The organism is Pseudomonas akapageensis, from assembly GCF_011355085.1.
Taxonomy (GTDB): Bacteria; Pseudomonadota; Gammaproteobacteria; order Pseudomonadales; family Pseudomonadaceae; genus Aquipseudomonas; species Aquipseudomonas akapageensis.
The window spans coordinates 82,560-102,465 of record NZ_VXCP01000009.1 but is presented as its reverse complement, the minus strand read 5'-3'; the positions used below and the strand labels follow the sequence as shown (position 1 = coordinate 102,465).

Here is a 19,906-nt window from a genome sequence, read left to right as displayed (position 1 = left end):
ACGCCGCGGTGAAGCCATCGCGGGCAAGCCCGCTCCAGGGTTTCTCCCGCTTCGGGGTTATCGCAAATACAACCCCCGATGAACGGTGCAGTGCAATCGCTTGACATCGATCGCCTTCTGCCCGAATATTAAGTCGCACACGATTTAATCGTAAGCGATATTAAAGATTCATCAATCGCAACCTTGAGGATTCACCCCATGAGCAAAATTGAAAAAGTACTGTTTACCGGCAAAACCCACACCACCGCCAGCAGCACTGGCAGTACTTCACGCGGCCATAATGGCACCCTCGACATCCAACTCTCCTCGCCCGGCAACGCGACACCGGCGCACGTGTTCACCGCCATCGCGCCGCACCCGACTGCAGAGCAGCTGTTTGCGGGAGCCTGGTCGGCTTGTTACATCACCGCCGTCGGCCTGGTCGCCAAGGAAAAGAACATTGAACTGCCAGCGGATCTGTCCGTCGACATCGAGATCGATCTGGGCCAGACTGGTCAGGCCTACCTCCTCCAGGCACGCTTTCATGTGCGCGCACCGGGACTGGCGCACGAGGTTGTGACAGCGCTGGCCCAGGCCGCCCACGAAATCTGCCCGTACTCGAAGGCAGTACACGGCAACATCGACGTTGCCCTGAATGTCATCACGGCGTGATGTGCCCGTGCAGAATTGATACCGAACGGCATTTTTGCCCATAGAATATATCGCATACGACTTTATCGTATGCGATAACAAACCAAACCTTGAGGAATCACCCATGAGCAAAATCGAAAAAGTCCTGGTAACAGGCAAAACCCACACCACCGCCAGCAGCGCTGGTAAAACGTCGCGAGGCCATAATGGCACCCTCGACATCCAGCTCTCCTCGCCCGGCAGCGCGACCCCGGCGCACGTATTCAACGCCATCCAGCCACACCCGACCGCCGAGCAACTGTTCGCGGGGGCATGGTCAGCCTGTTACAGCGCGGCAATCGGGGTCGTGGCCAAGGAGATGAAGCTGGAGCTTCCATCCGACCTGTCCGTCGACATCGAGGTCGACCTGGGCCAGACCGGCGCAGCCTATTTCATCCAGGCCCGGTTCGAAGTGCGCGTACCCGGCGTGACGCAGGAAGTCGCAACGGCGCTGGTGCACGGCGCGCACGAAATCTGCCCGTACTCGAAAGCGACGCGAGGCAACATTGACGTGGCCTTCAACGTCTTGACCGCATGATGCGCCGCGCGGCCGGTTCGCCTTTGCCAGGCACGACGAACCGGTCGCACGAACCTTTTATGTACGCCTATTTCACCGCACCGGCCTTCTTCACCGCCTCGAGCCATTCCGGGTCCAGGCGCGGTTGGTCAGTGTCCATTCCCTGGGCTTCCATGGCCGCCTTGTGCTGATCGATCTCGTGCACCATCTGGCTCAAGGCGCTCGAGTTGGCGTCCAACTGGTGCATCTGGGTGACGCCTAGATGATAGAAGCGCAACAGCTTCATGGCTGCCGGATCGCCCGCCTGCACGCGGGTTTTGACGTGGTGCATGACATTGGTCACGCTCATCAGGCTGCGCTTTAGCTGCCAGCCGTAGACCGCCGCGGCCATCCACGGCTGCGACCAGAACTTCACCCGCATCAGCACCATGCACGACACCAGCGCCACCAATACACCGGCCAGGTTCAAGCGAAAATTATCGCCTCCCTGTTCGCCGAACATCATCACCGCCGCACTGGACAGCACCATGGCCAGCGAGACGAAGATCAATGCGATGATCACCGTGCTGCGCCGCGTTTGCTGACGATAGGTTTCCGGGTTCTGCGGTTTGATCTCGAACATGTAGGTGACGGGCTCTGAAAACGATGACCCGGCATTATCACCCGAGTGAGCCAGCAGGCGGCTGTTTAAATCGCCCAGCCCTGACCACCTTCGACTTATATCAGCACGGTCAACCAGGCCGACACCAGCAGCAAGCCGCCTTCTCGTTCCCACGCTCCGCGTGGGAATGCCGTGTCAGATGCTCCGCGTCGACATTTCCGAGTGGGACGCGGAGCGTCTGGGGATGCATTCCCACGCAGAGCGTGGGAACGAGGAAACGAGGAAACGAGGAAACGAGGAAGCGTGGATCGCGACGTTAGTGGGCTTCACCAGCGCGAGGCTTGTAGAAGAGAAAATACCCGGTCTCGGTGGTCTTGATGTATTCCTTGGCCCAGTCGGGCGACACGTGCCTGTTGTGGAAATACAAGGCACCCTGGGTTCGGTCGGTCAGTTGCTGGTTGAGTGCCTTTCGCGCGATTTCCTTGGCGATCGTGTAGCGGTCGTCTTCCACCACTTGATCCGAACGCCCATCGCACCACCAGGAGAACTGACAGGCTTTTTTCTCGGAGCCTTGCTTGACCACCTTGCAAACCGTATCCGGAAAGCCCTCATGGCCGACCCGGTTCATGACAACGCTGGCAACGGCTTCCATGTCGGCAGGCTCCCCGCCTTTGGCTTCCCAATAGATGGAACGTGCCAGGCAGGTGATCGCATCGTCCAGCGCGGCTGCGCCTTTGGGGTCGACGGCCTGCACTTCGGTTTTGGTGATGGCATCGGCCTTGGGCGCCGCGCTGCCCTCTGCGGCTTTTTTTTCCAGTACCTGCGCCTTGTCTTCAGCCGTTTCGGCGTTTTGCGCCTGGCCAGCGGCGAACGCCTGGCCTCCGATAAGGGCCGATGCGAGGCAGAATGTTAGCCATATGAGGCGCATGGTCGGACCTTCTCACTGAAAGGCGACTTCGCTTTGTTTAATCAACAGGGTAGTAGCAAAATCATTCCACCACACTGCAAACGAATACTGTTTCGGTGTGAAAAAAGGCATTGCACTAGGTAGGGCGAAATCGCGCATCATGAGCGCAGTCAGTTCAAGGGAGATTTTCATGCGCGTCATGTCATTCGCTGTCCGTCTAGCCGGGCTGTCGCTGGGGTTGGCTTTCGCTGCCTGCGCGATGGCGACCGAGGAAACGCAACTGGTCGACTCGATCAACGCCTATCGCAGCCAGGCGCAGCGCTGTGCGGGCCAGGCGTCTGCGGAACTGCCGCCACTGGTCACCGATCCGCGCCTGGTGCTGTCCACCAGCAGCACCGGCGACCTGCAGCAGGCGCTGGCGAGTACGGGTTATCCGATGGTGAGCGTCCAGTCGATCAGCCTCAACGGGCCTGTTAATGCGCAGGCGGCCATGAAAGCGGTGCAGGAGAGCTTCTGCCAGGTGGTGCTCAACCCGCAATTCATTGATATCGGTGTAGGCCACGAGGGTCGTGATTGGCGCATCGTGCTGGCCCGTCCGTTGTTGGCCGGGCGTCTGGGCGACTGGCAGGCGGAGGGACAGAAGCTGCTGACGATGATCAACACCGCCCGCACCCAGCCACGTCAGTGCGGCGGCCAGGCCTTTGCCGCCACGGCGCCGCTGACCTGGAATGCCACGCTGGCGACGGCGGCCGAGACCCATACCCGGGCCATGGCCAACAACAACTTCTTCGACCACAGGGACCGCGATGGCCGCACGCCGGGTGACCGGGCCGAACTGGCAGGCTATGTCGCCCAGCAGATCGGCGAGAACATCGCCGCCGGGCAAGACACCGCGCGCAAGGTGGTCGATGGCTGGCTGGCCAGCCCGGGGCACTGCGCCAACCTCATGAACCCGCAGTTCCGCGACTTGGGTGCTGCCTATGCCGTGGACCCGAAAAGTGACGCGGGCATCTACTGGACGGCGATGTTCGGGACCCAGTAACGCCTATCAGAGCAAGCGTGGCTGGCGGCCGCTGTTCAGCGCCGCGGCCTCGCCAAGGCGCTCCCGCACAAAGGCCTGCGCCTGGCGAGTCATCTGATCGAGGTGCCGGTCACGCTGTTTCTCGGCATCCACCATCGCTCTTTTCCCGTGCTGCTTGAGCAGATACGTATGAATCTGCCGGACCTCCACTGAGTTATAGATCGGCGCCACATCCAGCACCGCCAACAGCCCGTCGGTGCCGTGATCGCGGGTATTCATCAGCACCTGCGGACCGCGTGCGCCCACGACCTGAAAGCCCATGGCCTCGAAATACGGCACCTTGCCCACGAAACAGGCCAGCTCGGCATGGGGGTAGCGCGCGACCATGTCCTGCAGCATCGCCCGCGCAATACCCCGCCGTCGATGGCTTGCCCGCACGCCCATATAGGCCACTGCGCTCGCCTCGGGATCGTCCTGCACCGGCAGATACAGCAAGAAGCCGACGACCGTGTCAGGATCCTGGTCATCCACCGCCACGATCAATTCGACCGGAATGCCTTTGGAACCGTCCATGGCGTCCAGGTACAGATGGACTTCATAGCCGACACCGTATTGGTACAGGTTATAGAGCGGGTTGCTCGGCGCGATGGCCACCATGCTGATATCGGTGACGTAGTCGACGACCATCTGCAGGATCTGGCTTTTGATGGGCTCGGGTGGCGGGGTTTCATACAGGGTGATGGTGGGCATCGAGGTTCTGACTTGGCTTGAATGATGAGCGTTGGGTGGGGTCATCATAACCGGTCTGATTGCTCAGTGGTCCTCGTTCCCACGCAGAGCGTGGGAACGAGAAATTTGTACTCTCCATGCTGAAACTTGGTTTGGGATTCGCAGTCTTAGCTGCGCTTTGGAACCCCTACCCACAACAACATCCGAGCTGTTTGCCACATGCGCAAAACCGTCCGCTCCTCTCGCTACGTTCCGCTGTGCCTCATTCCTTTGTTTCCTCTGCTCACCAGCCCCGCCCATGCCCGCGGGGAACGGCAACTGGTGGACGCCATCAACGACTACCGCGCCGCCCCCCAACGCTGCGAAAAGCGCTCGGCCAGAGCCTTGACGCCCCTGGCGCTGAAATCGAAGCTGGCCTTGCCAATCGGTGATGATGGCAGTTTGCGCGAGACGCTGAAGGATTCGGGCTATCAAGCGGTGTCGGTACGCAGCATCCGTGTGGTCGGCGCAGAAGATGCCGACGCGGCCTTCGACATGCTCGAGCGCCGCTACTGTGGGGCCCTGCTCGATGCCCAGTTTGCCGATATCGGCGTCAGCCGTGACGATGATGAGTGGCAAGTGGTACTGGCGCGACCTCTGATCGATGGTCATATGGGCGACCCACGCGCGGCGGCAAAGACGTTGCTCGCCCAGGTCAACGCGGCACGAGCCAGGCCACGCCTGTGCGGTCGCCAGCGATTCGCCGCCGCGCGACCGCTGACCTGGAGTGCAGCACTGGGTACGGCAGCGCAGCAACACAGCCGGGACATGGCCTCCGATAACTACTTCGCCCACGAGGACCCCGACGGTGACATGCCGGCGGACCGGGCATGGGGCGCCGGCTACCGTGGCCGCAAGATCGGCGAGAACATCGCCGCCGGGCAAGGCTCGCCGAACCAGGCGATGGCCGGCTGGCTGGCCAGCCCCGGGCATTGCGCCAACTTGATGAACCCGATGTTTACCCAGGTTGGCGCGGCTTATGCCGCGAATTCGCGCAGCGACAAGGGCGTCTATTGGACGATGGTGTTCGGCGCCCCCTGAAAGCTCCGGCTGAACCCTGCTGATCGAGCGTCGTGAGATAGACTAATCGACGGGCAGCGGACGGTGGGAGTGACAAGCGTGGCGCGATTCAAATGGACTCCCTGATCACGGCCGCCGCGCGTGCGCTCGCGGCGGGTGATCCCCTCGGCGCCCTGAACCGGGTCGCCTTGCGCGACGACGCGCCGGCACTCGCGCTTCGCGGCATCGCCATGGCGCAGCTCGGCGATTTCGTTCGTGCCAAGGCGCTGCTGCGCAGTGCGGCGCGTGCCTTCGGCCCGAACGAGGCCGTGGCCCGCGCGCGGTGTGTCGTCGCCGAGGCCGAGATCGCGCTCGTTTCACGGGATCTGGGCTGGCCGGCAAAGGCGCTCGACGCCGCGCGGGTGACCCTCGACGCCCATGGCGATCGGATCAACGCCGCCCACGCGCGGCATCTCGAGGTGCGGCGCCTGCTGCTGATCGGGCGACTGGATGAGGCCGAGCGGTTGCTCGCCGAGCTCGATCCCGCACCCTTCCCGCCTGCATCCCGGGCCGCCCACGAGCTAGTCGTAGCCGGAATTGCACTGCGACGCCTGCACACCCGCACGGCGCACGCTGCCCTCGCCCGGGCTGAAAAGGCCGCACGCCACGCAGGCATCCCGGCGCTGACGGCGGAAGTCGAAAGCGCGCTGCTGCTCCTGGACACGCCCGCGGCACGGCAGATCGCGCGTGGCGAAGAGCGCCTGCTCCTGCTCGACGATGTTGAAGCCTTGCTGGTATCGGGGGCGCTGGTGGTGGACGCGTGCCGTCATGTCGTGCGCGACGAAAACACAGTGGTTTCGCTCGCCAGGCGTCCGGTGCTGTTCGCGCTGGCATGCGCCCTGGGCGAAGCCTGGCCGGCAGATGTGCCGAGGAACACACTGATCTTGCGGGCATTCCGGGCGAAGTTCGTCGATGAATCCCATCGCGCACGGTTGCGCGTCGAAATCGGGCGGCTTCGTGCCGCGCTGGGAGCACTGGCTGGAGTGACGGCGACCAAACATGGGTTTGCGCTGGTGCCGTGCCGCGCACGCGAGGTGGTCGTTCTGGCTCGGCCCGTGGAGGAGAAGCACGCTGCGGTGCTCGCCTTCCTCGCCGATGGCGAATCCTGGTCAAGCTCGGCGCTGGCGTTGGCGCTCGGAGCCAGTCAGCGCACCGTGCAACGGGCCCTCGAGACACTGGCGGCAGCCGGCACGGTGCAGTCGTTCGGTCAGGGGCGAACGCGTCGCTGGATAACGCCTTCCGTGGCGGGATTCACGACGACCTTGTTACTCCCCGCTCCCCTCCCGATTGATTAGGGTATGTCTCACCACCCCGCTTTGAGGATGCAAGCATGAAACGATCAGCAGCCGAAATCATCCGCGAATATGGACCCTTCCCGGGCGTCGACCATGTGCACGGGCTTACCTGGGACGGCCGGAACGTCTGGTTTGCCAGCGGCGAAAAGCTCAACGCCCTGGATCCTGCGAGCGGCAAGACGCTACGCTCGATCGATGTCGCCGCCCACGCCGGAACGGCCTTCGACGGCCAGCACCTGTTTCAGATCGCCGAGGATCGCATCCAGAAGATCGATCCGCAGACGGGCCATGTGCTCGGCACGATCCCCGCGCCCGGCGGCGGTGCTGACTCGGGGCTCGCCTGGGCCGAAGGGACGCTCTGGGTGGGACAGTATCGGGAGCGCAAGATCCATCAGATCGATCCCCAGACAGGGGCGATTATTCGTACCCTCGAGTCCAACCGCTTCGTCACCGGGGTGTCCTGGGTCGACGGCGAGCTCTGGCATGGCACCTGGGAAGGTGAGCAGAGTGAATTGCGACACGTCGATTCACGCACCGGAGAGGTCCTGGAGCAACTGGAGATGCCGCCTGGCGTCGGCGTGTCGGGCCTGGAGGCCGATGGCGGCGATCGGTTCTTCTGCGGCGGCGGCAACAGCGGGAAGATCAGAGCCGTTCGCCGCCCCAGGACGGGCTCGCAGTAGCACAAACGTCGCGCAGGCAGCCTCGCAACCAGCGATGCGCCAGGTCGGCATCGAGCCGTGGATGCCAGAGCATCGAAACCGTGAACGTCGGCATGGGCAGGGGCAGCGCAAAGCTGTGCATGCCGACGCGCAGGTTGGCGCTGTGCCGTTCGGGAACCGTGGCGATCAGGTCCGTGGCTCGGGCCAGCGCCAGCGCCGTTGAAAACCCGGCGACGATCGTCACGATTTCGCGTTCAAGCCCGAGCGGGTTCAGGACTTCATCGACAGGTCCCGTGTCGAGCCCCCGCCGTGACACGCTGATGTGCCTGCCCGCCGCATAACGGGCAGGCGTGATCTCGCCTTCGCTCAGGGGATGCCCCCCGCGCACGACGCCGATGAAACGGTCGCGGAACAATGCCTGGGTACGCACCTCGGGACCTGCGGTGCTGCCCACGACACCGGTTTCCAGATCGACGCTCCCGTCGCGCAGGGGCGTGCTGTCTTTATCGGTCTTGTGCATGAAGCGCAACCGCACGCCGGGGGCCTGCTCACCGATGCGCCCGATGAGGTCGGCGGCGAAGTTCTCCACGAAGCCTTCACTGGTACGTAGCGTGAACGTGCGGACCAGCTTTCCGAGGTCAAGTTTCTCAACCGGGCGCAGAACCGCTTCAGCGTCCTGCACCAGTTGGTTGACCCGCTCGCGCAGTTCCAGCGCCCGTGGGGTCGGGACCAGACCGCGCCCGGCCCTGACCAACAGCGGATCGCCCGTCGTTTCACGCAATCGCGCCAGCGCCCGGCTCATCGCCGACGGGCTCAGGCGCAAGCGCTCCGCTGCGCGGGCAACGCTGCCTTCGGCGAGCAGCACATCAAGGGTGACCAGCAGGTTGAAATCAGGCGTGGACATGCTTCGGCCCTGGCACGGCATCATGGAGATATGGCGTCAAACGCACGAATAAAGTGCAAATGGTGCGCCTTCCGCCATGTTATGCCCAAGCGTAGATTTCCGACAGCTCCATGTCGCGAGCCATCGGAAAAAAGGGGGCACGATGAAACCGATCACTTCAGGACTGAATGAAGCAGTAGCCGCAACTGCACAACGGACACCTTCGGTTCGGTGGGCGCTCGCCAGCCTTTCGCTCTCCATGTTGCTGTCCTCGCTCGGCACCAGCATCGCCAATGTTGGCCTGCCGACCCTGGCGCAGGCATACGATGCCTCCTTCCAGCAAGCCCAGTGGATCGTCCTCGCTTACCTGCTGGCCATCACCACCCTGATCGTCAGCGTCGGACGGCTCGGCGACATCATCGGCCGGCGCAGACTGCTGCTGGCCGGCATTTTCGTCTACACCCTGGCCTCGGCCCTGTGCGGCCTGGCCCCTACGCTCGGCCTGCTGGTTGTCGCGCGGGTCCTGCAGGGCCTTGGCGCGGCCACGATGATGGCCCTGACCATGGCCTGTGTCGGCGAGACGGTTCCAAAGGCCAGGACCGCAAGCGCCATGGGCCTGCTGGGGACGATGTCGGCGATTGGCACAGCCCTGGGGCCGTCGCTCGGCGGTGTTCTGATCGCCGGGTTCGGGTGGCAGGCCGTCTTCTTCATTACCGTACCCCTGGGCATCCTGACGTTGCTGCTCGCCCGCCGCTACCTGCCCGTCGATCGCCTGGAGCCGAAGACCGCTCGTGCCGGTTTCGACCCTCTGGGCACGCTGTTGCTGGCACTGACGCTTGCCGCTTATGCGCTCGCCATGACGCTCGGGCGCGGCCATTTCGGCCCGCTGAACATGGCGTTGCTGTTGGCAGCTGGCCTGGGCGTCGGCCTGTTCGTGCTCGCCGAGGCGAAAGCCCGATCCCCCTTGATTCGACTGGCGATGTTCCGCGACCCGGTGCTCGGCGCGAGCCTGGCCATGAGCGCACTCGTCTCGACGGTGATGATGGCGACCCTGGTCGTCGGGCCCTTCTATCTCGCCCATGCACTCGGGCTGGATGCCGCGCGGGTCGGGCTGGCCTTGTCGGTCGGGCCGTTTGCCGCGGCATTGGCGGGAGTCCCGGCAGGTCGTCTTGCCGATCGCTTTGGCGCCCGGCACGTCACGGTCGGCGGACTCATCGCCGTGGCGGCGGGTTGCCTCATGCTGGCGCTGATCCCGGAGACGCTTGGCATCTGTGGCTACATCGCCCCCATAGTCATCGTCACCCTCGGCTACGCACTGTTTCAGACGGCCAACAACACCGCGGTGATGACAGAAATCCGCCCCGAGCAACGGGGCGTCATCGCCGGCATGCTCAACCTGTCACGCAATCTCGGGCTGATCACCGGTGCATCGGCCCTGGGCGCGGTGTTCGTGTTCGCCTCGGCGACAGCCGATATCACCACGGCGCCTCCCGAGTCCGTCGCCAGCGGCATGCGCATTACCTTCGCCGTCGCGCTGGTGCTGATCGCGATTGCGCTTGCCATCGCTGCCCTGACCGGCAAGCGTCGAGAGCCCTTGTCCTGAAAGTCGAGGGTCATTGACTGATGTTGCGTGCCGCAGACTGAGCTATACCGAAAAGATTCGCCATGGAGACTTCGCGGTGTTGAACATACGCCACATGACCCGCCCCGAACTGGACCAACTCGTCGGTTGGGCTGCCCGGGAGGGTTGGAACCCCGGCCTTCACGATGCCGAGCTGTTCTGGGCGACGGACCCGGATGCCTTCATCGCGGCGGACCTGCGCGGCGAGTTGATCGGTGGCGGCGCCATCACTTCCTACCATGGCGACTTCGGCTTCATGGGGTTCTTCATCGTCCGGCCCGAATTTCGCGGCCAGGGCCTCGGCAATATGCTCTGGCACGCCCGCCGCGATAGACTTCTCGCGCGCCTGCACCCCGGTGCGAGCATCGGCATGGACGGCGTCTTCGCCATGCAGGACTACTACGCCAAGGGTGGCTTCGTCTTCTCCCACCGCAACATGCGTTTTCGCGCCGAAATCAGTGAACCGCTGGTGACAGTAGAGGTTGACGGCCAGGACATCGTCCCCCTGGCCAGCGTCCCCTTCGATCAGGTCGTCGATTACGACCGCAGTTGCTTCCCCGCCGCGCGCGCAACCTTCCTCAGCGGCTGGGTCAGCCAACCCGACGCACTCGCCCTGGGCTGCCGGCACAATGGACAGCTGAGCGGTTATGGCGTCGCCAGGCTCTGCCGGCATGGCTACAAGATCGGCCCCTTGTTCGCCGATGACGCCCTGGCCGCCAATGCCCTCTTCGTGCAGCTGGCGAATTTTGCCCAGGGTGGCCCGGTGTTTCTCGATGCCCCGGAGAATAACCCCGCTGCCATGGCGCTCGTGCAGCAGCACGCGATGGTCGAGGTGTTCGGCTGCGCACGCATGTACCTCGGTCCTGCACCGGCGATCGCGCACGAACGTATCTTCGGCGTCACAACCTTCGAGCTGGGCTGATGGCCACTCGCGACCTGATAGGTTACGGCGGCTGCCCTCCCCACCCGCGATGGCCCGGTGAAGCGCGCGTCGCCGTCCAGTTCGTCCTCAACATCGAAGAAGGCGCGGAGTCCTGCATCCTCAATGGCGATGTCCAGTCGGAGGCTTATCTGCACGAACTGCCGGGCCGGCCGCCGCGCATCGGGGAGCAGGACTTGAGTGTCGAGGGCATGTACGAATACGGCTCGCGTGCAGGTGTCTGGCGCATCCTGGAACTGTTCGACAGCCGTGGTCTGCCGCTGACCGCCTTCGCCGTCGGCCGGGCGCTGGAACTCACCCCGGCGATCGGCCATGCGCTCTGTGCTGCCGGTCATGAGATTGCCGGGCATGGCTATCGCTGGCTGGACTATCGCGACATTCCAGAAGACGAAGAGCGACGCCATATCCGCCTCACCCTCGAAGTGATCGAACGGATCTGCGGCAAACGCCCCACCGGCTGGTACACCGGCAGGGTCAGCCAGAACACCCGTCGTCTGTTGCGCGAAGAAGGTGGGTTCCTTTACAGCTCGGACGCCTACAACGATGACCTGCCCTACTGGCTCCCGGGTTCACCTGCCCATCTGATAATCCCCTACACCCTGGTCAACAACGACTGCCGCTATCTGCTGCCGAACGGATTCAGTTGCGGGGAAGATTTTTTCCAGCTGCTCAAGGATGCGTTCGACCTGCTGTGGCAGGAAGGCGCGCATCACCCGAAGATGATGAGCATTGGCCTGCATGGGCGGATCAGCGGCCATCCCGGGCGGGCCATGGCGCTGGCACGCTTTCTCGATTACGTGCAGGGCCACGACGCGGTGTGGATTTGTCGGCGTGAGGAGATTGCCAGGCATTGGATGGTCCAGTTCCCTGCCTGAGGACGCCGGGGAGCCCCTGCGGGACTCCAGCGCAGCCTGGCGGCAGCGGCTACGCCAACCGTAGCAAGCCGAACCTCTGTAGCCGCTGCCGCAGGCTGCGCTCGCCTGCGCAGCAGGCGTTCGTTGTACGATAACAAATCACCCCCCTGCATCAACCCCAATACTGCCCCCACAGAAAACGTCAAAAAGAGACGAACGACATCTAGAATTAACCGCAGTTGTACGATAACGTATCACACAGCTGATCACATCCAACCCGCACAAAAATAACTAGTGGGAGTACACCCGCATGCAAGCGACGAAAAAGACGCATGTACGCTATTTGATTCTGTTCATGCTGTTTGTCGTGACCACGATCAATTATGCCGATCGCGCCACCATCTCCATCGCCGGCTCCAGCCTGCAAAAGGACCTGGGCATCGACGCCGTGACCCTGGGCTTTATCTTCTCCGCGTTCGGTTGGGCCTATGTCCTCGGCCAGATCCCGGGGGGCTGGCTGCTCGACCGTTTCGGCTCGAAGAAAGTCTACGCCATGAGCATTTTCACCTGGTCGGCGTTCACCGTGATGCAAGGCTTCGTCGGCTACATGCCGGTGGCCAACGCGATCGTCGCCCTGTTCATGCTGCGTTTCATGGTGGGCTTTGCCGAAGCGCCTTCATTCCCCGGTAATGCCCGGATCGTCGCGGCCTGGTTCCCCACCGCCGAACGCGGCACGGCATCGGCCATCTTCAACTCGGCCCAGTACTTTGCCACCGTGCTGTTTGCGCCGCTCATGGGCTACATCGTCCATGCCTGGGGCTGGGAGCACGTTTTCGTGGTCATGGGCACCCTGGGCGTTCTGTTCTCGATCGCCTGGCTCAAGCTCATCTACAACCCCAAGGAACACCCGATGATCAGCGCCGCAGAGCTCGAACACATCGAGCGCAACGGTGGCCTGGTGGATATGGACAAGCCGCGCCAGCCCGGCAGTACCGGTCCGAAATGGGGCTATATCAAGCAACTGCTGACCAGCCGCATGATGCTGGGCGTGTACCTGGGGCAATACTGCATCAACGCCATCACCTACTTCTTCCTGACCTGGTTCCCGGTGTACCTGGTCCAGGAACGCGGGATGTCGATCCTCAAGGCGGGTTTCATCGCCTCGTTACCGGCCATCTGCGGGTTTATCGGTGGCGTGCTCGGCGGGATCATTTCCGATTATCTGTTGCGCCGCGGCAGTTCGCTGACCTTCGCACGCAAGGCACCGATCGTGGTCGGCCTGCTGCTTTCGACCTCCATGATCATCTGCAATTATGTGGATGCCGAATGGATGGTGGTCGGCATCATGGCCCTGGCATTCTTCGGCAAGGGTCTGGGTGCGCTGGGCTGGGCCGTGGTCTCCGACACTTCGCCCAAGCAGATCGCCGGGCTGTCCGGTGGCATGTTCAACACCTTCGGCAACATTGCCTCGATCACCACACCCATCATCATTGGCTACATCATCAGCGCGACGGGCTCCTTCAAATGGGCCCTGGTGTATGTTGGCGCCAATGCCCTGGTGGCCGTGTTCAGCTACCTGGTGATCGTCGGCCAGATCAAGCGTGTGGAACTGCGTGAAGACGCCAGCCAGCACAACGCCGCGGCGGACCACCCTGGCGATGCCAAGCTCGCACAAGATCGTCGGTAAGAAAAAAAGCCTCCTGCCCGCCCCGGCAGGAGGCCATCCGATTCAGCCTGAACCGCTAGAAAAAGGGCCAACCCATGCAACTGATCGAACATTCCGACTCCCCGCGCTACGTTCGCCTGCACGAGAACGACAACGTCGTGGTGGTGGTCAATGACCAGGGGGTGGCAGAAGGCAGTCGCTTTCCCGATGGCCTCACGGTCATTGAAAGCATTCCGCAGAGCCATAAGGTGGCACTGGTCGATATTGCCAAGGGTGGCAAGGTCATACGTTATGGCCAGGTCATCGGCTACGCCCTGCAAGATCTGCCCCAGGGCAGTTGGGTCAAGGAAACCCAGCTGCAAATGCCTTCGGCACCCCCGCTCGACAGCCTGCCCATGGCCGACGCGACGCCCGCCGCCTTGCCGGCGCTGGAAGGCTTTACCTTCGAGGGCTATCGCAACGCCGACGGTACCGTGGGCACCCGCAACATCCTGGGTATCACCACCACGGTGCAGTGCGTCGCAGGCGTACTGGAGCATGCGGTCAAGCGCATACGCGAAGAACTGCTGCCCAGTTACCCGCACGTCGATGACGTGGTGGCCTTGACCCACAGTTACGGCTGCGGCGTGGCGATCACCGCGCGCGATGCCTATATCCCGATCCGCACCGTGCGCAATCTGGCGCGCAACCCCAACCTGGGCGGTGAAGCCCTGGTGATCAGCCTTGGTTGCGAGAAGCTGCAGGCCGGCCAGGTCATGCATGAAGATGACAGCTCGGTGGACCTCAGCGAACCCTGGCTGTATCGCCTGCAGGATTCCAGCCACGGCTTTGGCGAAATGATCGAACAGATCATGGAACTGGCTGAAGTGCGCCTGAAAAAACTCGATCAACGTCGCCGTGAAACCGTGCCCGCGTCCGAGCTGATCCTGGGCATGCAATGTGGTGGCAGCGATGCCTTTTCCGGCATTACCGCCAACCCGGCCCTGGGGTACGCCTGCGATCTGCTGATTCGCGCCGGCGCGACTGTGATGTTCTCCGAAGTCACTGAAGTGCGTGACGCCATCTACATGCTCACCTCACGTGCGCAAACCCCGGAAATCGCCGCCGAACTGGTCCGGGAAATGGATTGGTACGATCAGTACCTGCAGCGCGGTGAAGCCGATCGCAGTGCCAACACCACGCCTGGCAACAAAAAGGGCGGGCTGTCGAACATCGTCGAAAAATCCCTGGGTTCGATCGTCAAATCCGGTAGCAGCGCAATCAGCGGCGTGCTCGGCCCGGGCGAACGGGTGCAAGGCAAGGGCCTGATTTTCTGCGCGACACCGGCCAGCGACTTTGTCTGCGGCACCCTGCAACTGGCCGCCGGCATGAACCTGCATGTCTTCACCACCGGACGCGGCACGCCCTACGGCCTGGCCATGACCCCGGTGATCAAGGTCTCGACCCGCACCGAACTGGCCGAACGGTGGCCGGACCTGATCGATGTCGATGCCGGTCGTATTGCGACAGGTCGTGCCACGATCGAAGAATTGGGCTGGGAGCTGTTCCACTACTATCTGGATGTTGCCAGTGGCCGCAAGCAGACGTGGGCCGAGCGGTACAGGCTGCACAATGACATTACCTTGTTCAACCCGGCGCCGATTACCTGACTGAGAAGACATCGCAATTTCCTCGTTCCCACGCTCCGCGTGGGAACGAGCAGGGGTGGATCCGAGACAGGTGATCGTACAACCGCATTAAGCTATGATACCCACTCCACCGCCCCTCCCGAGATCGATGTTCGACATGGAAAACCAGAGCGCCCAGCCTCGCGCACGCAGAAAACCTCGCAGCCTTGCCCAGGAATTGGTTACCGTGCTGACCGAGCGCATTCGCGACGGTCATCTCAAGCGAGGCGACAAGCTGCCGACCGAATCGGCCATCATGGAAGAACAAGGCGTCAGCCGCACCGTGGTGCGCGAAGCCATTTCGCGTCTGCAGGCAGCGGGCCAGGTGGAAACGCGCCACGGCATCGGCACGTTCGTTCTGGATAGCCCCAGCCCCAGCGGCTTTCGCATCGACCCGGCGACGATCGTCACGCTACGTGATGTGATTGCCATTCTCGAATTGCGCATCAGCCTGGAAGTCGAATCCGCGGGCCTGGCCGCCCAGCGTCGCAGCCCCGAACAATTGGCGGCCATGCGTGCAGCCCTCGATGCCATTGCGCAAAGCGCTGCCAATGCCAATGACGCCGTCGTCTCGGACTTTCAGTTCCATCTGCAGATCGCCATGTCGACCGGCAACCGCTATTTCACCGACATCATGACGCATCTGGGCACCAGCATTATCCCGCGCACCCGGCTCAACTCGGCGCGCCTGGCCCATGACGACCAGCAGCACTACCTGAACCGCCTGAGCCATGAGCACGAAGCCATCTATGAGGCTATCGCCCGCCAGGATGCGGAGGCTGCGCGCGCGGCGATGCGCCTGCATCTGACCAACAGCCGCGAGCGTCTGCGCCAGGCTCATGAAGAGGCCGAGAAGCAGAACGCTTGACCCGCCTCCCCGACTCGTTTCTTCCCTGCCTTGATCACGACCTTCTCCCTCCCGTGGAGAAGGTTCGACCTGCATAAATCCCCCTCGAACCCTCCCCCGAAAATTTAATCGTCCACACCCCCTTGAGCGTTCGTATTTTCAGTTGTACGATGACGTACGACATCAGCCAAGGCTGACACTTTTTCCACAGTGCGCTACTCAGGGTGTTGCAAACAATGAATCCACAAGAACTGAAGTCCATCCTCTCCGCCGGCCTGCTGTCTTTCCCGGTCACCGATTTCAACGCCCAGGGCGATTTCCACCGCGCCGGCTACATCAAGCGCCTGGAATGGCTGGCCCCTTACGGCGCCAGCGCATTGTTCGCTGCCGGCGGCACCGGTGAGTTCTTCTCCCTGGCGGCCAGCGAATACAGTGAGATCATCAAGACCGCGGTCGATACCTGCGCCAGCAGCGTGCCGATCCTCGCCGGTGTCGGTGGTTCGACCCGCCAGGCCATCGAATATGCCCAGGAAGCCGAGCGCCTGGGTGCCAAGGGCCTGTTGCTGCTGCCCCACTACCTGACTGAAGCCAGCCAGGACGGCGTCGCCGCCCACGTCGAAGCCGTGTGCAAGTCGGTGAACATCGGTGTGGTGGTCTACAACCGCAATGTCTGCCGCCTGAGCGCCTCGCTGCTGGAGCAACTGGCCGAGCGTTGCCCGAACCTGATCGGCTACAAGGATGGCCTGGGCGACATCGAGCTGATGGTGTCGATTCGCCGCCGCCTGGGCGATCGCTTCACCTACCTGGGCGGCCTGCCCACCGCCGAAGTCTATGCCGCGGCCTACAAGGCCCTCGGCGTGCCGGTCTACTCCTCGGCGGTGTTCAACTTCCTCCCGAAAACAGCCATGGACTTCTACCACGCCATCGCCCGCGACGATCACGCCACCGTCGGCAAGCTCATCGATGACTTCTTCCTGCCGTACCTGGACATCCGCAACCGCAAGTCCGGCTATGCCGTGAGCATCGTCAAGGCCGGGGCAAAGATCGCCGGCTACGACGCCGGCCCGGTGCGCACCCCGCTCACCGACCTGACCCGCGAAGAGTACGAAATGCTCGCTGCCCTGATGGACAAGCAAGGCGCGCAATAACCGACCCATGACTCAAGACCGCCGGGCAACCGGCGGTTTTTTTGCTGACGGAGAAAACGTCCATGACTGATTCAAAGCGTTTCGACAATTACATCGGCGGCGAGTGGGTCGCTGGCGCGCGCTACAGCACCAACATCAATCCGTCCGACCTGTCGGATGTGATCGGTGAATATGCCCAGGCCGATGTCGCCCAGGTCAATGCCGCCATCGACGCGGCGCGTGCGGCCTTCCCGGCATGGTCGACCTCCGGCATCCAGGCCCGCAGCGATGCACTGGACAAGGTCGGCAGCGAAATCCTCGCGCGTCGTGAAGAGCTGGGTACCCTGCTGGCCCGCGAGGAAGGCAAGACCCTGCCTGAAGCGATTGGCGAAGTGACCCGTGCCGGCAACATCTTCAAGTTCTTCGCCGGCGAATGCCTGCGCCTGTCGGGTGACTACTTGCCGTCGGTGCGCCCGGGCGTGCACGTTGAAGTCACCCGCGAAGCCTTGGGGGTGGTCGGCCTGATCACGCCCTGGAACTTCCCAATCGCCATTCCGGCCTGGAAAATCGCCCCGGCCCTGGCCTATGGCAACTGCGTGGTGCTCAAACCGGCCGATCTGGTACCGGGCTGTGCCTGGGCGCTCGCCGAAATCATCTCGCGCGCCGGCTTTCCGGCCGGTGTGTTCAACCTGGTGATGGGCAGCGGCCGCGTCGTCGGCGAAGCGATCGTCAACAGCCCCAAAGTCGATGGTGTCAGCTTCACCGGCTCCGTCGGTGTTGGCCGCCAGATCGCGATCAGTTGCGTGTCGCGCCAGGCCAAGGTGCAGTTGGAAATGGGTGGCAAGAACCCGCAGATCATTCTTGACGATGCCGACCTCAAGCAAGCGGTCGAACTGGCGGTACAGAGCGCGTTCTACTCCACCGGTCAGCGTTGCACCGCGTCGAGCCGGCTGATCGTCACCGCGGGTATCCACGACAAATTCGTCGAGGCCATGGCCGAGCGCATGCGTTCGATCAAGGTCGGCCATGCCTTACAGACAGGTATCGATATCGGCCCGGTGGTGTCGCAGGCCCAACTCGACCAGGACCTGGGCTACATCGACATTGCCCAGAACGAAGGCGCGCGCCTGATCACCGGCGGTAACCTGGTGACCTGCGACACCGAAGGCTATTTCCTGGCCCCCACCCTGTTTGCCGACAGCACCGCCGACATGCGCATCAGCCGTGAAGAAGTCTTCGGCCCGGTGGCCAATATCGTCAAGGTCGCAGACTACGAAGCGGCACTGGCCATGGCCAATGACACCGAGTTCGGTTTGTCGGCCGGCATTGCGACCACCTCCCTCAAGTATGCCAACCACTTCAAGCGGCACTCCCAGGCCGGGATGGTAATGGTCAACCTGCCGACGGCCGGCGTCGATTACCACGTACCGTTCGGCGGGCGCAAAGGCTCGTCCTACGGCTCGCGTGAACAGGGGCGCTATGCCCAGGAGTTCTACACGGTCGTTAAAACCAGTTACATCGGGTCGTAAGCCGGAGCGTTCTCCTCGTTCCCACGCTCGGCGTGGGAATGCATCCAGAGACGCGCCGCAAAGCGCTCTTGAAGGTCGACGCAGAGCGTCTGGCACGGCATTCCCACGCAGAGCGTGGGAACGAGATAACGTCCTTCAGCTGAATTCCCACATAAAAACCATTACCAATCGCAATCTGATTTACAATGGCCTCCTTTTTGACCGAGGCCAGCCTGTCATGGATGCTCTCTCGCTCATCTATGAGCACCTGACCCAGTGGGTAATCGAGCCCATCTTCGACCAGTTTTTCGGCATCTTCGACCTGAACGGCCGCCTCGGTCTGCTGTTTCTGTTCACGTCCTACCTCATTGCCTACAGCCTGTTCCGTTTCAGGAAGCATCGCGGCCTGACCGACGCGCGCTCGCTGTGGCAGTTCATCGGTGGCAACCGGGTCCATTTCCATCGCTCGGCGCTGCTGGATTACCGCTACTACCTGGCGCGCGCCATCCTGAAGGTCGCGCTGGTGCTGCCCATTGTCGGCCTGGTTGACCCGCACATCCTGCGCTCCGGCGATTACATCGCCTTTTTCAGCAAGCTGTGGGGTGCACGCCCGCACCTGGGTGAAAACCTTTCACTCTCCCTGCTCTACGGGCTGGGGGTTTTTCTCGTGAAAGACTTTGTGCATTACTGGGCCCACCGCGCCTTTCATTCCCGCTGGCTCTGGGCATTCCACAAGGTCCACCATTCGGCCACCGTGCTGGTACCGGCGACGGCGAGCCGGATTCACTTCATGGAAGAGGTCGTCGAAAAACTGACGACCGCTGTCGGCGTCGGTTTCTATGCCGGTATTTTCTGGTACGCCTGTGGCGGGGAGATCAGCCGTTACACCCTGTTCGGCGTCAGTTATCTGGTGCTCATCTTCAATGGATTGGGAGCAAACTTGCGGCACAGTCATGTCTGGCTTTCGTTCGGCCCCAAGGCCGAGCATGTACTGAGCAGCCCGGCTCAGCACCAGATCCACCACAGCGACGCACCCCGACACTTCAACAAGAACTTCGGGGTCAACCTGTCACTCTGGGACTGGATGTTCGGCACGCTCTATGTCACCACCTCGAAGCCTGAAACCATCGGATTCGGTATCGGGGAGCAGGAACGCGACCGCTACCTGACGATCTACAGCCTGATCGTCACCCCCTTCGCGGAAACGGCCGGCAAGATCCTGCCGGCGAAACGTCCACAGCCCGTGCTCTCCAGAAGGTCCGAAACGCCTGATGCATAAGTGGAGCGGTCGCGATAT

The 19,906-nt window shown here is 62.6% G+C and carries 20 protein-coding genes; 15 read left to right on the top strand and 5 right to left on the bottom strand.

The genetic code is table 11. From position 1 onward, the window contains the following. Positions 1-198 precede the first annotated feature (198 nt). Positions 199-651 carry an Ohr family peroxiredoxin gene (locus F2S13_RS06830; protein ID WP_166359710.1) on the top strand — a complete coding sequence of 151 codons (453 nt, stop codon included), beginning with the start codon at positions 199-201 and terminating at the stop codon, positions 649-651. A gap of 103 nt (positions 652-754) precedes the next feature. After that, a complete protein-coding gene (locus F2S13_RS06825) occupies positions 755-1,207 on the top strand; it encodes an Ohr family peroxiredoxin (protein WP_166359709.1) in 453 nt (150 codons plus the stop codon). Positions 1,208-1,274: 67 nt separating this feature from the next. On the opposite strand, the gene F2S13_RS06820 is transcribed toward F2S13_RS06825, so the two are convergent. The 3 genes from F2S13_RS06820 to F2S13_RS06805 form a co-directional block, all read right to left on the bottom strand. Continuing rightward, a complete protein-coding gene (locus F2S13_RS06820) occupies positions 1,275-1,808 on the bottom strand; it encodes a DUF3087 domain-containing protein (RefSeq protein WP_166359708.1) in 534 nt (177 codons plus the stop codon). A gap of 295 nt (positions 1,809-2,103) precedes the next feature. Further along, positions 2,104-2,715, bottom strand: coding sequence for a cell wall hydrolase (locus tag F2S13_RS06810; protein WP_166359707.1), 612 nt, complete (start codon positions 2,713-2,715; stop codon positions 2,104-2,106). A 12-nt stretch (positions 2,716-2,727) separates the two neighbouring features. Further along, positions 2,728-2,886: a hypothetical protein gene (locus F2S13_RS06805; protein WP_166359706.1), complete on the bottom strand. Its 159-nt coding sequence runs from the start codon at positions 2,884-2,886 to the stop codon at positions 2,728-2,730. Here F2S13_RS06805 and F2S13_RS06800 point away from each other — a divergent pair. After that, the gene (locus F2S13_RS06800; protein WP_166359705.1) at positions 2,885-3,736 is read left to right on the top strand and encodes a CAP domain-containing protein; all 852 of its coding nucleotides are present in this window, start codon (positions 2,885-2,887) and stop codon (positions 3,734-3,736) included. The genes F2S13_RS06805 and F2S13_RS06800 overlap by 2 nt on opposite strands. A 6-nt stretch (positions 3,737-3,742) precedes the next feature. Here F2S13_RS06800 and F2S13_RS06795 read toward each other — a convergent pair whose 3' ends face one another. Next, positions 3,743-4,465, bottom strand: a complete 723-nt coding sequence (locus F2S13_RS06795; protein WP_166359704.1) for a GNAT family N-acetyltransferase — start codon at positions 4,463-4,465, stop codon at positions 3,743-3,745. A gap of 198 nt (positions 4,466-4,663) precedes the next feature. Here F2S13_RS06795 and F2S13_RS06790 point away from each other — a divergent pair, with 198 nt between their 5' ends. From F2S13_RS06790 to F2S13_RS06780, 3 genes are all read left to right on the top strand, one after another. Continuing rightward, entirely contained in the window at positions 4,664-5,524 is an 861-nt protein-coding gene (locus F2S13_RS06790; RefSeq protein WP_166359703.1) for a CAP domain-containing protein, read from the top strand. Between the two features lie 92 nt (positions 5,525-5,616). After that, complete coding sequence (locus tag F2S13_RS06785) at positions 5,617-6,837, top strand: helix-turn-helix domain-containing protein (RefSeq protein WP_166359702.1); 1,221 nt, start codon at positions 5,617-5,619, stop codon at positions 6,835-6,837. Positions 6,838-6,872: 35 nt separating this feature from the next. Beyond that, positions 6,873-7,517, top strand: a complete 645-nt coding sequence (locus F2S13_RS06780; protein ID WP_166359701.1) for a Vgb family protein — start codon at positions 6,873-6,875, stop codon at positions 7,515-7,517. On the opposite strand, the gene F2S13_RS06775 is transcribed toward F2S13_RS06780, so the two are convergent. Further along, entirely contained in the window at positions 7,480-8,400 is a 921-nt protein-coding gene (locus F2S13_RS06775) for a LysR family transcriptional regulator (RefSeq protein ID WP_166359700.1), read from the bottom strand. The genes F2S13_RS06780 and F2S13_RS06775 overlap by 38 nt on opposite strands. Before the next feature lie 142 nt (positions 8,401-8,542). On the opposite strand from F2S13_RS06775, the gene F2S13_RS06770 reads away from it, so the two are divergent. From F2S13_RS06770 to F2S13_RS06730, 9 genes are all read left to right on the top strand, one after another. Next, positions 8,543-9,982 (top strand): MFS transporter, encoded by a 1,440-nt coding sequence (locus F2S13_RS06770; RefSeq protein ID WP_166359699.1) that lies wholly within the window; start codon positions 8,543-8,545, stop codon positions 9,980-9,982. A 94-nt stretch (positions 9,983-10,076) separates the two neighbouring features. Continuing rightward, positions 10,077-10,922 (top strand): GNAT family N-acetyltransferase, encoded by an 846-nt coding sequence (locus F2S13_RS06765; protein WP_166359746.1) that lies wholly within the window; start codon positions 10,077-10,079, stop codon positions 10,920-10,922. Continuing rightward, complete coding sequence (gene puuE / locus F2S13_RS06760) at positions 10,922-11,815, top strand: allantoinase PuuE (protein WP_166359698.1); 894 nt, start codon at positions 10,922-10,924, stop codon at positions 11,813-11,815. Before F2S13_RS06765 ends, puuE begins: the two co-directional genes overlap by 1 nt. A gap of 289 nt (positions 11,816-12,104) precedes the next feature. Further along, positions 12,105-13,481: an MFS transporter gene (locus tag F2S13_RS06755; RefSeq protein ID WP_166359697.1), complete on the top strand. Its 1,377-nt coding sequence runs from the start codon at positions 12,105-12,107 to the stop codon at positions 13,479-13,481. Positions 13,482-13,555: 74 nt separating this feature from the next. Beyond that, positions 13,556-15,109, top strand: a complete 1,554-nt coding sequence (gene garD, locus F2S13_RS06750) for a galactarate dehydratase (protein ID WP_166359696.1) — start codon at positions 13,556-13,558, stop codon at positions 15,107-15,109. A gap of 136 nt (positions 15,110-15,245) precedes the next feature. Further along, positions 15,246-15,995, top strand: coding sequence for a FadR/GntR family transcriptional regulator (locus tag F2S13_RS06745; protein ID WP_166359695.1), 750 nt, complete (start codon positions 15,246-15,248; stop codon positions 15,993-15,995). Positions 15,996-16,210: 215 nt separating this feature from the next. Next, positions 16,211-17,122 carry a 5-dehydro-4-deoxyglucarate dehydratase gene (kdgD, locus tag F2S13_RS06740; RefSeq protein WP_166359694.1) on the top strand — a complete coding sequence of 304 codons (912 nt, stop codon included), beginning with the start codon at positions 16,211-16,213 and terminating at the stop codon, positions 17,120-17,122. A gap of 62 nt (positions 17,123-17,184) precedes the next feature. Continuing rightward, positions 17,185-18,630 carry an aldehyde dehydrogenase family protein gene (locus F2S13_RS06735; RefSeq protein ID WP_166359693.1) on the top strand — a complete coding sequence of 482 codons (1,446 nt, stop codon included), beginning with the start codon at positions 17,185-17,187 and terminating at the stop codon, positions 18,628-18,630. A gap of 217 nt (positions 18,631-18,847) precedes the next feature. Next, a complete protein-coding gene (locus F2S13_RS06730; RefSeq protein WP_166359692.1) occupies positions 18,848-19,888 on the top strand; it encodes a sterol desaturase family protein in 1,041 nt (346 codons plus the stop codon). The last annotated feature ends 18 nt before the right edge of the window (positions 19,889-19,906 follow it).